This window comes from Bacillus sp. XT-4 (assembly GCF_050864245.1).
GTDB lineage: Bacteria > Bacillota > Bacilli > Bacillales > Bacillaceae > Bacillus > Bacillus altitudinis.
Map to the genome: position 1 here is coordinate 910,948 of NZ_JBPAFI010000001.1, position 13,489 is coordinate 924,436.

Consider the following 13,489-nt stretch of genomic DNA (forward strand, 5'->3'; position numbering starts at 1 on the left):
TCTCTTTCTCGTTACACCATCTCTTTTTGAAACAATTCTTCTATTTCAATCGGGCGTTTTTCTGCAACTGATCGCCACATGCCTTCGCCAAGTGCAATGGAATAAGCACCCGCCTCTGCTCCTGCCGAAATGTCATAAGGAATGAGCGGATCTTTTCCTAAAAATAAATCTGCTAATAATAGCGGATCTCCGCCTCCATGACCACCTGATTGCTTCACAACTTCAATCGTTTCTTTTCCACCAAACATCGGGTAGTATGCAATTGTCTGTTCAGGGAATTGAAATGGGATTCTCGATGGCACATGAAACTCATTTGTTTCAATCCGTCCCTTCGTCCCGTTAATTGCAAGCCGGTAGCCTTCATATGGCGCTGAAAATTGAATCGAGTAACTTAACAAAGCCCCCTGATCATAAGCCACTGACGCCACGTATGTATCCTCAATATCAATTTCTTGATCAAAAATACAGGCATCCGGGCGATAATTTGAGTATTGCTTTGACTGCTGCTCACCTGATTCAATATGGTCATCCTCCACCTTTGTGCGCTCTACCCGCGGATTCCACCTTGCTTCATAATGACAGGTATCTCTTACATGACACGTTCCACAATATCGATTCTCTTCACCCTGCAAAGGATTCCAAGGACTTTCATCCCCATAATAATTCAGTGCGCCATAGGCAAATACTTGCTTCGGCTTTTGATCAATCCACCAGTTGACCAAGTCAAAGTGATGGGTCGATTTATGAATAGACAGACCGCCTGAATATTGACGCGAGCGGTTCCACCTTTTAAAATAACTGGCTCCGTGATACGTATCAATGAGCCAGCTTAACTCAACAGACGTGACCCTTCCAATCTTTCCATCTAAAATAAGCTCTTTTATCTTTCGGTGGAATGGATTGTAGCGATAATTAAAGGTGACGGTGACCTTCCCTTTGCTTTCTGCCTCTTTTTCCATCACCTGTTTGGCGTCTTTTACTGTTGTGACCATCGGCTTTTCCGTTATGACATCCAGATCATGATCCAGTGCCTGCAGGATATATGTGACATGTGTATCATCTCGCCCCGCCACAATGACGATATCTGGTCTTGCTTCCTTCACCATCTGACCAAATTCATCCTCATAAAAAAATGAGACGCCCCTTAGTGATGGAAAACGCTCCTGACAAAGTGTATACCGCTTCTCATCTACATCTAGGAGCCCTGTAATCCTGTAATGCTCGTTGAAATCCTCGGTGAGCGGTTTGATAAACATATTGAAAGCGCGGTGACTGAGCCCGCAAACGGCGACCCTTTTCACATTCCCCCACCCCTTTTTCTATTGGTTTTCACGAAGCTGCTTCATGAGAGACAGTGCCTCTTTAGATTTCTCCGCATACACAGGTATGAAGGCGACCATATCTCGGTGTAACCGAAAGGTATAGCCATTTAGCTGCTTTGTTCCTTTCTTGATTTGGACCGCATAATCGACTGTATTTCCCGTCTTTGCATCTTCTACCGTATATGGTCCTACCCCTTCGCCATCTACCCGCATCTCTTCAAGCAGCTGAAAGCTTTCAGGATCATCATATGTTCTAAACATTTCTTCCGGGACAAACATCACGTCCCCCTCTTTTGCAGTAATTTCAACAAGAAGTTTTTCAGGAATTGCAGGGAAGATGTGAACATCGTATGTCTCCTGATTTGGTTGAAAAGCTTTCTCCACTAATTGGTCTTTCACTGCTTTTGACATGTCAGAAAAAATAAGGACATCAATCCCCTCTGTTTTCCCCTGACAGGCGGACAAATAAAAGGCAGCGATGAAGCTGAGGAGCCATGCCGCAGCCCTTTGATGCCGCCTCATACCTTTTGAAACACAGACAGCTTTTCTAGTTCAGTTAACGCCATAATAAAAGCGCCTGCTCCATGCAAATCATTCGTGCTCCGCTCTCGGCCAACGTAATAGTCATAAAATCCCGCAGATGTTCCAATACAAATATCGTTCACTGTAAAATCGCCGTTGTCTTTTTCCTCCGTTTTATACTGAATCAACCCTTGATACGCTTTGACCACATGATCAACATATCGAAGACTGACATATCCTTCATTCATGGCTTTTGCCATCGCATATATGAATAGACATGACCCTGAGCTTTCAAGCCAGTTGTCGCTATGACTTCCTTTATCAATGATTTGATGCCATAGACCCGTTTCGTCGTCCTGATATTTTGCCACACTTTCCAGCATATCTGTCAGTGTGTCCTTCCACACTTTTCGTCCTTCATGTCCTTCTGGTAAATCTTCGATCATATCGGCTAACGCAAGGACATACCAGCCAAAGGATCTTGCCCAAAATTCTGGGGAACAGCCCGTCTGTTGATCAGCCCATGGCATCACTTTCCGCTCATCCCATGCGTGATAGTAAAGGCCCGTTTTTTCATCTTTGGTATGCTTTCTCATGAGATGCTCTTGATGGATGACCATGTCCACCAGCTCCGATTCTCCTGTCAACTGGGCATACTTTAAAGCAAAAGGCCCACCCATATAAAGACCATCTAGCCACATTTGATAAGCATAATTGTCTTTATGCCAGAAACCGCCCTCAGACGTGCGATTCAGCGTCCGGTAAAGCCCCCGAAGCTTTTCCGCTGCCTTCACATACCGCTTCTCTCCCGTTCTTTCAATCAGCGGGAATAAAATGAGCCCTGCTTGAATGGCATCAAGCTCGTCTCTGCGGAATAACAGATTCCCATGGTCATCAATGAGTGAGTCAGCATAATTTTTCACATAATCAAAGTACGCCTCGTTTTCTGTTGCTTCGTAAAGCTTCATCACTCCGCAAAGGAAAACCCCTTGATGATAGTGCCACCTTCCAGCTGGCGGAAGTTCAATCGGTGTATACGCTTTCATTATTGTTTGTGCTAATTTCTCTGCATGCTCAAGCGGTGATCCCTTTTCAATCGATAATGTCATTGGTCTTCATCTCCCCTTTTAATAAATCCCTTCTTCTCCAAACTTCTTCGCTAAACGGTTTGCCATCATGACCAAAATAAGTCCAACGGCTGCTTTAAATAAACCAACAGCAGTACTATAGCTGAATTGCCCTTGCTTCAGACCAGCTGTATACACATACGTATCAAAAATCTCTGCAACTTCCCTGTTGGTCGCATTGAGTAATAAATAGACATGTTCAAATCCAAGCTCTAATGTATCACCGATTTTTAAAATGAGCAGTACAACAATGACACTTTTAATCGCAGGAAGGGTGATGTGCCACATTTGTCTGAGTCTGCCGGCTCCATCCATTTTTGCTGCTTCATATAACTGCGGATCTACTGCTGTAATCGCTGCAAGATAAATAATGGTTGACCAACCCGCTTCTCTCCAGATTACCTGCAAAATGTACATGGGCCTAAACCATTCTTGACTAAGAAGGAAGTTAATCTTTTCTCCTCCGAAGAAAGCAATCAATTCATTGATTAACCCGCCATCTACCGTTAACAAAACAAAAGATAAGGACACGACAATCACCCATGACATGAAGTGAGGAATATAAATCATTGTCTGAACAAATTTCTTAAACAGTGCCAATCTGACCTCGTTTAAAAGAAGGGCTAATAAGATTGGAATCGGAAAGAAAATCACGACATTCATGGCAAATAAAATGAGCGTATTTTTTAATAAGATGAAAAATGTTGGTTCTGTAAATAAGCGAATAAAGTGTTTGAAGCCAACCCACTCACTGCCAAGAATTCCGAGAAACGGCTGGTAATCTTGAAAGGCAATGATCAGCCCCCACATAGGGACATATTTAAAGACAAGAAAATAAAGGAGCCCTGGCAAAATCATTAAATACAGAAATTTTTGACTAAGTAATTGGTTAAGTAAGCGCTTTCTCTTTTCTTTTTTCAAAGCTGCCGCAGGCACACCCTTGGCAGTGACATCCTGTGTTTTCACAGATAAAGCCTCCCCTCATGCTGATGCATGTGTTAACTGTATCTTAAGGATGAAAAATCCGTCTACAATCATATCATCAGATCATATTTACTCAGGGGAAGCTACTCAAAACGTTACATAAAACATAAGAAAATGATCCTAATCTCAGAAAATGATTATTGACAAACCTACCAGATTTTTGGATTAATAAACTAAGGGGAAAAGATTGTTTCGTTTGAAATGGGGGGTTTTATGAAAAGAAAGCAGTATAAATTTTATTACAAGCTGGTGACGTTTTTTTTCGTGCTTAGTACAATTCCTGTTATTATTGTCGGTATTTTTTCTTATCAGCATTCGCAAAAAACTGCACTCGAAAATATTTCAAATGAAAAGCTGGACAGCGTCAAACAAACGCAATCCAATATTGAGCATATTCTAAAGACAGTAGATCATTCTCTCACTCACTATGTCAGTTCGCCGCCTCTCCTTCAAACACTGGCAGAACCTTTAAATCCAGATCAATTCCAACTTTATAATCAAGTCCAGCAAGAACTGAATTACCTGCAAACCTTCGACACCGATCTCTCCAATATTACACTTGTTAGTAAAATGGAAGATTGGTATATGAACAATTCTGGTCTTTATCATGTCTCAAACGGGGATCAAGAGAAAGCGTTAACCTCTTACCTCAATATTCCGAGTCATTCCAGCTGGGCACTTGAAGAAAATAATCCACTTGTCTCAACAAAAGAAGGAAAGACATCCTTTTGCAAATACAATGTGAATTTAATCAAGCAGCTTCCGATGAATAGTGTCCAAAAAAAGGGGATCGCCGTCGCCAGCATTCCAAGCTGCGTGATTGCTGACAACATGCCTGACTTCTCTCAATCTGATAGTATGTTTGTCATTGATACAAACGGAAAAGTGCTGCTACATAATCGAAAAGAACAAATTGGTGACTCGTTAAAAAATCAAGATTTCGTCAAACATGTCCTGTCACTTGAAGAACGATCCGGACAATTTGATATGAAAATCGATGAACTAAACTATCAAATTACGTTTCAAAAATCAGATTATAACGAATGGACATACTTATCCTTTGTCTCCATTCCAGAACTAAAGCAGCAAACGAAATCAATCGGGTGGATCACCTTTATTATTTGCTTTATTTTGTTAGCGCTTTCATTATTATTTTCATGGTTTGGCTCTAGACACTTTTATAAACCGATTCGCTTATTATACGAATCCTTTGCACGTAATGAGTCTTTTTTGCATAAACAGCCTTTCCAAAATGAATTTGAGCTCATCGAATCGAGCATTAAACAAATGAAAGATCAAAACAATGATCTAGAGGAACGGATTGAACAGCAAGTAACACACTTACAGCAATACTTTATGGTGCGGCTGCTGCTTGGCAAGCTGACGGAAGAAGAGATTCACAACCGATTTCAAAGTCTAGGCTTTCCTCGTGACTGGTCCCATTTATCCATGCTTGTGACCCAAATCGATACACTAAAAGGAACGCCGTATGAAAAAAAGGATGCAGACTTGCTTTTATTTGCGATAAATGGACTGATTGAGCAGATTATTCCGCTAGAGGAGCACCTTCAGCCGACCGTTGTCAATCAGCATCAAACGACGATTGTTCTCAATCAATCGAAGTCAGAAGAGGAATTTACTGAATATTTAAATCAATTAGCCGAAACAATTCAGCAGCGAATTGAGGAAGAGCTGGGCTTGTCGATCAGCATTGGGATCAGTCGCTCATTTAAAGAGCTCTCTATGGCCAAACATGCTTATATTGAAGGAAAAGAAGCCCTAAAATACAGACTCAAAGCAGAGAAAAAATCCATTCTTTTATACGAGCACATTCAGCAAGGAAAGACGTTTAAGACTCATTTCCCAAAACAGCTGCAGCATGATTTATTTGATGCCATTAAAGCAGGCGATCAAGGTAAGGCAGATCACTATTTACATGTGCTTCTGCAATCCATTTTTTCTAAAAATGCTGGACCACATGAGTACCAGATTGCTCTCGCTCGTTTTTTAAACAATCTCATCGAGCTGATGCATTTGCTAGGCATTGAATTGTTTGAAGTCGAAGATAATAAAATGCTCTATGATACGATCTTTGAGTTTAAAACGTTTGAAGATACAGAAGCGTGGCTGAAACATGAGATCATTCGACCCATCATTGATCAGCTCGGCGCGCGTGAAGACTCTCAATATAAAAATATCTCAGAGAAAATCATTCATATCATTCATCAAGAATTTGACTCAGATTTGACATTGGACGAAATCGCTACACGCCTGCACTACAATCCAAATTATTTAAGTAGTATTTTTAGAAAGGAAATGGATATCTCCTTTAGTGAATATCTCTCGTCTTACAGACATCATGTCGCCAAAAACTGGTTGGTGGAGACGGATATGTCGGTGAAAGAAATTTCGGAAAAGCTAAAATACAAAAATCCGCAAAATTTCATCCGTTCCTTTAAAAAGCTGGAAGGCACGACACCTGGGAAATACCGTGATCAGAAAAAAGGCACATAAAGCAAAGTCCCGCTCTCACAAGAAGCGGGACTTTTTTATTTAAACTGTTCATTTAGAATACTGTCTTCCAGCACTGAAAGCGGCTCGCCATACACTCGTTCAATATGGGCTGCCCCCCAATCACATAACGCATTCAAAATTCGCTCAAGTGACTGTCCGTATTCACTTAATTCATACTCCACTTTAGGCGGCACTTGTTCATATACAATGCGGTTAATCACACCGTCATTTTCAAGCTCTCGCAGCTGCTGTGTGAGCATTTTTTGCGTGATATTTGGCATGAGGCGCTTCAGTTCACTCGTCCGCTTTTTCCCATGTGTTAAATGACATAAAATGACACACTTCCATTTCCCGCCGATCACCTCAAGCGTTGCTTCCACAGAGATATTATATTTCTTCTTTTCCAACGTCGCTTCACTCCTTTTGATGCTGTACAGGCACTTTTTAGTACCTATATTACAAAAAAGTACGTACTTTTTTTTCTGTCATCTATGTTAGATAATAACTCTTGCCGATCGGCTTCGTCTATCAAAATGTTATGAAAGAAGGATGTGAATCACGATGCAAAACAAACAAAATCACTTTGCCCTTCTCGCACTAGCGATTAGTGCATTTGCTATAGGTACAACTGAATTTATCTCTGTAGGTCTTCTGCCGATGATCTCAGAAGACTTTGGCGTGAGTGTCAGTCAGGCCGGATGGACCGTTTCTTTATATGCGCTCGGTGTTACCTTTGGCGCACCAATTCTAACCTCACTTACGTCAACGATGAAAAAAAAGACATTGCTTCTGCTCATTATGCTCGTCTTTTTGATCGGAAATACACTCGCCACGATTGCCCCGACTTTTTCTGTACTCTTAATCGGACGAGTGATTTCAGCCCTATCACATGGCGTATTTATGTCGATAGGCTCGACCATTGCCGCAAGCCTTGTGGTGAAAGAAAAGCGGGCAAGCGCTATTGCCTTTATGTTCACTGGTTTAACAGTCGCTACTGTGACAGGTGTGCCATTCGGTACGTTTCTTGGTAATGAGCTCGGCTGGCGGACGTCATTTGGTGTGATTGTCATGATTGGCCTAATCGCACTGATTTCTAACTATTTCCTTGTTCCGTCTCAATTGAAACAGGGCGTGAAAACAACGTTTAAGGATCAAGCAGCCTTATTAAAGTCGAAAAGAATGTTGCTTTTATTTGTCATTACTGCTACAGGGTATGGAGGAACTTTTGTCGTCTTCACCTATTTATCCCCTCTCTTGCAGCATGTGACAGGTCTTGCGCCTGGAACAGTTGCATTGATCCTGCTGTTATACGGAATGACCATCGCCGCTGGGAATGTCATTGGCGGAAAAGCAGCGAATAAACAGCCAATGAAGGCACTGATTTATATGTTTATCATTCAAAGTCTCATCTTGTTTATCCTTAGCTTTACTGCTGGATTTATGACACTCGGGATTGGAACTGTGATGCTGATGGGACTGTTTGCTTTCATGAATGTCCCCGGCCTTCAAGTTGCCGTCGTTGATTTTGCAGAAAGGTATACACCTGGAGCTGTCGACGTTGCTTCCGCTCTGAATATCGCTGCCTTTAATGCAGGTATCGCCATTGGTTCATTTTTAGGCGGCATCGTGACAGATACCCTTGGGCTTGTGCATACCGGCTGGGTTGGCGGCATCATGGTGCTCATGGCTGCCTTACTCACAATGGTGAGTCATCAAATCGAACAAAAAGAATACAAACAAACCATGTAAAGGAGTCTTTCATATGAACAATTTACAAAGTACAAAAACATTAAACAACGGGGTCCGCATGCCAGGATTTGGTCTTGGGGTCTTTCAGGTTGAAGAGGGAACGGAATTAATTGAAGCTGTTAAAACAGCCATTCAATTAGGATATCGCAGTATTGATACAGCTTCTATTTACGGCAATGAAGAAGGTGTTGGACGAGGCATACAACTTGGTCTAGCAGAAACAGGCCTTCGCCGCGAAGACATCTTTGTGACATCCAAAGTGTGGAATGCCGATTTAGGATATGAAGCGACACTAAAAGCATACGAAGACAGCCTGAAAAAACTTCAGCTTGATTACCTTGATCTGTATTTAATTCACTGGCCAGTTGAAGGGAAATACAAGGAAGCATGGCGCGCACTTGAAACGCTATACCGTGAAGGAAAAGTCAGAGCCATCGGTGTGAGTAACTTTCAGCCGCATCATCTAGACGAATTATTGAAAGATGCGGACATCATTCCAGCAATTAATCAAGTCGAGTTTCATCCAAAACTCACGCAAGAAACGCTGTTTACGTATTTGAAAACACATGGCATCCAAATGGAAGCCTGGTCACCACTTATGCAGGGAGAGCTGCTGCACCACCCGCTGATCATGGAGCTTGCAGGCACATACAGCAAAACACCTGCTCAAATTATTTTGCGCTGGGATGTGCAAAAAGGCGTCATTACGATTCCTAAATCAACGAAAGCCCATCGTTTAAAAGAAAATGCCGATATTTTTGATTTTGTCCTATCTGATGAGGATATGAAGCGCCTGTCTGACTTAAATGAAAATAAACGAATTGGTCCTGATCCAGACAACTTCGATTTTTAATGAAAACACCCCGCTTTTTACTAAGCGGGGGTCTTCATGTTCATCATTTTGATTTTTTAAAGGAAGCTTCATATTCTTCTATGATTTTATTTCCACCATTTGATTTCCACTTCTCTACATCTTTCTTAAATTGTTCTTCGTTGATATCACCAAGAATGAACTTATAGGTCGCATCATCGATGATTTTCTTCAATTCATTTCCTCGCTCTGATGCTGTTTCTGAATACAGGCTTTCAGCAGGGTTAGCGACAATGATGTTTTTATTGTCTTCTTCCAGCTCTTCATATTTTGTACGAACTGCATCGCCTTTATTTTTCAAGTAACGTTTATCAATCCCTACGAGGCTGACAAGCGGCTGTACATCTGTCTGCCAGCTTTTCACTTGGCTTTCTTCCCTCACAAATGTATTTCCATCTTGTTTGTTATAATGCTTTCCATCAATCCCGTATGTCATGAGACCATACACGTCTTCTTCTGCAATTCGGTCAAAGAAAGCCAAAATTCTCTTTAACTCTGCTTCTGATTTGACGCTTGTTTTTGGGAAGGCGAAGATGCCATTATGGCCGCCTGATGCCCATACACGTTCTTTTCCATCTGGGCCTTTGATTCGGTTGATAATATCCACTTCCATGTTTTTATCTGTTGCATCATCTCTTAAGTTCACTGCATCTACCATATTTCCTACATAGATACCCGCTTTTCCTTGTGAGAACAATTCTTGCTGCTGCGTTTTGCTTGTGACTGGGAAGTCTTTGTTTATATAGCCATTGTCACGCAGCTTTTTCATATATTTCATTGTATTCATATACTCATCTGTCATAAAGTCTGGCGTAAATTTGCCGTTTTCCTCTTTCCAATCTGTTGGCATGCCTTCATAAGAACCAAGCGTTTTAAATGCACCGTAAATCAAATCGTTACGGTCTGTAAAACCAATTGTATCGTCCTTGCCATTTTTGTTCGGATCTTTTTCAGTAAATGCCTTGGCTACTTCATAAAGGTCATCCAGCGTTTTTGGTGTATCCAAATTTAAATTTTCAAGCCAATCCTTTCGAATGACAATCCCTTGTCTTGAAAGTGGTCTCTCTCTATAAATGCCATAAAGCTTCCCATCGATAGAGGCATTTTTATTTATCAGTTCGTTCATCTTACTTAAATTTGGATAATCCTTTAAGTATGGACCGATTTCCCAGAACATGCCTGATCTAAACGCATTGATAGCAGATGAATTCTTAATGTCTTGAATCGTCACAATTTGCGGGAGGTTCCCTGCGGCAAGTGCTGAATTTAAACGGTCTTCTTTCACCGCATCAGGCACCCACGTAATATCAAGCTCTGTATTTGTGAGCTTCTCAATCTCTTCTAACACTGAATCTTTTGGCGGCTGCTGATGATACAAAATCGCCATCCATGACAGCTTCACCTTTTTGTCTAAATCAACCTTTTCATCTGATGAGCTTGCCCCTTTACTTGAACAAGCTGACAGAATACCGCTTGCGGCAAATAACAAAACAAAGGCAATCAGCCATAATTTCTTTCTCCCCATAAGATCCCTCCGTTATTCCATCTTTTTAACCCTTTACAGAACCTAGTAATGCCCCTTTGTTGAAATGCTTTTGAATAAATGGATAGACAAGCAGAACGGGAATGGTCGCCACGACGATGACCGCCATTTTAATGGTTTGGTCTGGCGGCGGTGTGGATGAGCCCATATCTGACATATCTCCCTGCATACCGCTTGATACAATGACGATTTGTCTTAACAGGACCTGAATTGGCCATTTCACCGAATCGTTTAAATATAAAATGGCTGTCATGTACGTATTCCAATACGTCACGGCATAAAAAAGTGAAATCGTCGCAATAGCTGGCAAAGAAAGTGGCAGCACGATTTTAAAGAAGATCCCTAAATCGTTACAGCCGTCCATCTTCGCTGATTCTTCAAGGCTTGCCGGAATGTTTTGAAAGAAGTTTTTCAAAATGATCAAATTGAATGCATTGATGGCCACTGGCAGAATGAGTGACCAGTAAGTATCAAGCAGCCCAAGTGTTTTCACGACAATAAACGTCGGAATCATCCCTCCGCTAAACAGCATCGTGAAGACAACGAGAAACATGAGGGTTCTTCGGCCCTTTAGCTCCTGACGAGACAGCCCATACGCCATAAGTGAGGACAAAAACATGCTGACCGCTGTTCCAACGAGTGTCACAAGAATGGATACAATCAGGCTGCGATACACAATATCTGTAGAAAAGATATAGCGATAGGCCTCTAGAGAAAACGTCGTTGGAAACAAAATAAACTTCTTTGAGATGACCTCTTCTACTGTCGCAAAAGAGGCGGCAATGACATGGATGAACGGGAGCACACATATTAATGCGAACATGAGTAGAAAAGAGTAATTAAATACATTGAACAATCGGCCTTTAATAGAACGATCTATGTTCATCACGCCCTTTCTTTGTAAGCGTTATCATTTCGTCTGAACATAAGCTGCAGCCTTTGACGATATCGTGATTAAAATGTAACAAACGGGGGAAGAAAGCGTCTATAATCATCATGACAGACCACAGAGATGATCATGCCATTCGTGCTTTTAGCCTCATCAATGAAAAGAAAAAGATCATGAGCTAATGTCATGATTATGCCCTATGCCTGATCGTTTTCTTTCAGAATGTCTGCCGTATTGACATCAGGCCTGTAGCCTAACTCCTGCTTCGTTGCCTCAGTAGACCAAGGTTTTCCCTCGTTTTCTGATACGGCATAATAAGTCCCAAATGGAACGTCCGTTTCGATGGCGGCCTTGATCATGCTGAAAAGATCTTCATGTGAAAGAAGCGTTCGTTTCGTTCTTTTTTTGGTGTGCAATCCTTCCATCTCATCTGTCACGACGGTTCCAATTCTCAAATTGATGACAGACATACCTGTTTGATCGTGAAACAAACGCCCAAGCTGTTCGGAAGCAAATTTTAAAATGCCATACACATTTTTCGTTGCTGGTACATCATCAGTCGTAATTTCTCGCCCTAGTAAGGAGTGACCATCTTTTTCATAGCGATCTGTCACATGATTACTGCTTGCAAAAATGACTTTTGGAATGCTTAACCGGGCCGCTGAACGAAACATATCATACGTGCTTTTCCAAAACACCTCATTCATTTTTGCAAACTCCTTTTCATTCATCACATCATGCGTCATGTCCATGTTTAAAAGATGAATGATCACATCTGTATCTCTGGGGATGGCTTGAAACAAATTCTCTTCAATTGCCGCATCTGCCATGATGACTTCTTCTACACACCTTGTTTGATCAATGATGGTCACGTCATACTCCGAAGAGAGCTCTTTAGTTAATAAACGTCCGATGACACCACATCCGCCAATCATGGTGATTTTTTTCATCTGTTTCCTCCTTCATCTTCTATCGGAGTAGTATGTCCATGCCGTCTATTGATTACAGCCACTTTTTCAAAAAACGTGTAGCCTCGTGGCGCATAGCAGCCGTTTCAAAATGACCTGCATGTAGACCTATAAGCTGATAACGTTCCTTTAAGGAAGCAGCTTGATAGGCTTGACTTAATGTCTGTTGAATTCGTCCAACACCTTCAGCAGGTGTAAGCTGATCATGCTTTCCAACTAAGCTTAAATGCGGTCTTGGGAAAATCATTTCTTGGATGTCAGCTGCTGTAAAGTGCTTAGCTAAGCTCGGTACATAATAGTAAAAACCGTGTCTATCTAAATGATTTGTTTCAATCAATGTGTGATGATCAACCTGTGCGCAAAGATCCACACACACACTGACCCTCTCATCAAGTGCTGCCGTCCACCATGAAAGAAGGCCGCCCATTGACATCCCAAAAACAGCTAAACGCTCTGGAAGCACATCAGAGCGGGACAGCAAATAATCAATTGCACACATGCTCTCATACAGCATCATGCCCCACATCACTTTTCCTGTTAACAGCATTTCTTTGAAAATTTCACTTTCTGTTCTCCCCCTTCTTTCACCAAATCCCGCATGATCAATCGCCAACACACTATAGCCTTTTGAAGTGAATTCTTTTGCGTATGAAGGCGCTTGCAAATAATGAGCCCCCTTCAATAACTCTTCTTTCCCATCCACATAATTCCCACCATGAGAATGCTGGAACAAGACAACAGGCCTTTTTTTCACTGTATCTTTCGGCTTCACAAAATAAGCCGGAACTTCCTCCACCCCATGAATAGAGAGAATGAGTGTTTCTACTAAGTACGATTCACGTTCCTCAATCTTTAACGTATACGCCTCTACACGATGGCGCTCCGGCATTTCCCCTAATAAACTGAGCAGTTGTTCACGTTTGCTTTCCTTTTCCATTGACGTCACTCCTCATTTTCTTGATCAACTTGTTAAATACGAGATTGATGGAGGAATTACCTT

At 41.6% G+C, this 13,489-nt stretch carries 12 protein-coding genes; 3 read left to right on the plus strand and 9 right to left on the minus strand.

The window, feature by feature from the left end:
* Positions 1-11: 11 nt before the first annotated feature.
* Genes ACRRMM_RS04770 through ACRRMM_RS04785 form a run of 4 tightly spaced genes read right to left on the minus strand, consistent with a single transcriptional unit; the run spans position 12 to position 3,937 of the window.
* Entirely contained in the window at positions 12-1,301 is a 1,290-nt protein-coding gene (locus ACRRMM_RS04770) for a Gfo/Idh/MocA family protein (RefSeq protein WP_428828567.1), read from the minus strand.
* An 18-nt stretch (positions 1,302-1,319) separates the two neighbouring features.
* Positions 1,320-1,844, minus strand: coding sequence for a lipoprotein YteS (locus ACRRMM_RS04775; protein ID WP_428828568.1), 525 nt, complete (start codon positions 1,842-1,844; stop codon positions 1,320-1,322).
* Complete coding sequence (locus tag ACRRMM_RS04780) at positions 1,841-2,953, minus strand: glycoside hydrolase family 88/105 protein (RefSeq protein ID WP_039168377.1); 1,113 nt, start codon at positions 2,951-2,953, stop codon at positions 1,841-1,843. The genes ACRRMM_RS04775 and ACRRMM_RS04780 overlap by 4 nt, the downstream gene beginning before the upstream one ends.
* 18 nt (positions 2,954-2,971) lie before the next feature.
* The gene (locus tag ACRRMM_RS04785) at positions 2,972-3,937 is read right to left on the minus strand and encodes an ABC transporter permease (protein WP_008343019.1); all 966 of its coding nucleotides are present in this window, start codon (positions 3,935-3,937) and stop codon (positions 2,972-2,974) included.
* A gap of 231 nt (positions 3,938-4,168) precedes the next feature.
* On the opposite strand from ACRRMM_RS04785, the gene ACRRMM_RS04790 reads away from it, so the two are divergent.
* Entirely contained in the window at positions 4,169-6,469 is a 2,301-nt protein-coding gene (locus ACRRMM_RS04790; RefSeq protein ID WP_019743703.1) for a helix-turn-helix domain-containing protein, read from the plus strand.
* A gap of 35 nt (positions 6,470-6,504) precedes the next feature.
* Here ACRRMM_RS04790 and ACRRMM_RS04795 read toward each other — a convergent pair whose 3' ends face one another.
* Complete coding sequence (locus ACRRMM_RS04795; protein ID WP_008343017.1) at positions 6,505-6,876, minus strand: winged helix-turn-helix transcriptional regulator; 372 nt, start codon at positions 6,874-6,876, stop codon at positions 6,505-6,507.
* A gap of 154 nt (positions 6,877-7,030) precedes the next feature.
* On the opposite strand from ACRRMM_RS04795, the gene ACRRMM_RS04800 reads away from it, so the two are divergent.
* Together ACRRMM_RS04800 and ACRRMM_RS04805 are read left to right on the plus strand one after the other, a co-directional pair.
* Positions 7,031-8,218, plus strand: coding sequence for an MFS transporter (locus ACRRMM_RS04800; RefSeq protein ID WP_428828569.1), 1,188 nt, complete (start codon positions 7,031-7,033; stop codon positions 8,216-8,218).
* Between the two features lie 13 nt (positions 8,219-8,231).
* The gene (locus ACRRMM_RS04805; protein ID WP_019743701.1) at positions 8,232-9,071 is read left to right on the plus strand and encodes an aldo/keto reductase; all 840 of its coding nucleotides are present in this window, start codon (positions 8,232-8,234) and stop codon (positions 9,069-9,071) included.
* A 43-nt stretch (positions 9,072-9,114) separates the two neighbouring features.
* On the opposite strand, the gene ACRRMM_RS04810 is transcribed toward ACRRMM_RS04805, so the two are convergent.
* The 4 genes from ACRRMM_RS04810 to ACRRMM_RS04825 all read right to left on the minus strand — a co-directional run bounded on the left by ACRRMM_RS04810 (position 9,115) and on the right by ACRRMM_RS04825 (position 13,426).
* Positions 9,115-10,614, minus strand: a complete 1,500-nt coding sequence (locus tag ACRRMM_RS04810; RefSeq protein WP_007501870.1) for an extracellular solute-binding protein — start codon at positions 10,612-10,614, stop codon at positions 9,115-9,117.
* A gap of 25 nt (positions 10,615-10,639) precedes the next feature.
* Positions 10,640-11,500, minus strand: a complete 861-nt coding sequence (locus ACRRMM_RS04815; RefSeq protein WP_098680761.1) for a carbohydrate ABC transporter permease — start codon at positions 11,498-11,500, stop codon at positions 10,640-10,642.
* Between the two features lie 218 nt (positions 11,501-11,718).
* Entirely contained in the window at positions 11,719-12,471 is a 753-nt protein-coding gene (locus ACRRMM_RS04820; RefSeq protein ID WP_394157565.1) for an NAD-dependent epimerase/dehydratase family protein, read from the minus strand.
* Positions 12,472-12,523: 52 nt separating this feature from the next.
* Complete coding sequence (locus ACRRMM_RS04825; protein WP_047945261.1) at positions 12,524-13,426, minus strand: dienelactone hydrolase family protein; 903 nt, start codon at positions 13,424-13,426, stop codon at positions 12,524-12,526.
* Between the last annotated feature and the right edge of the window lie 63 nt (positions 13,427-13,489).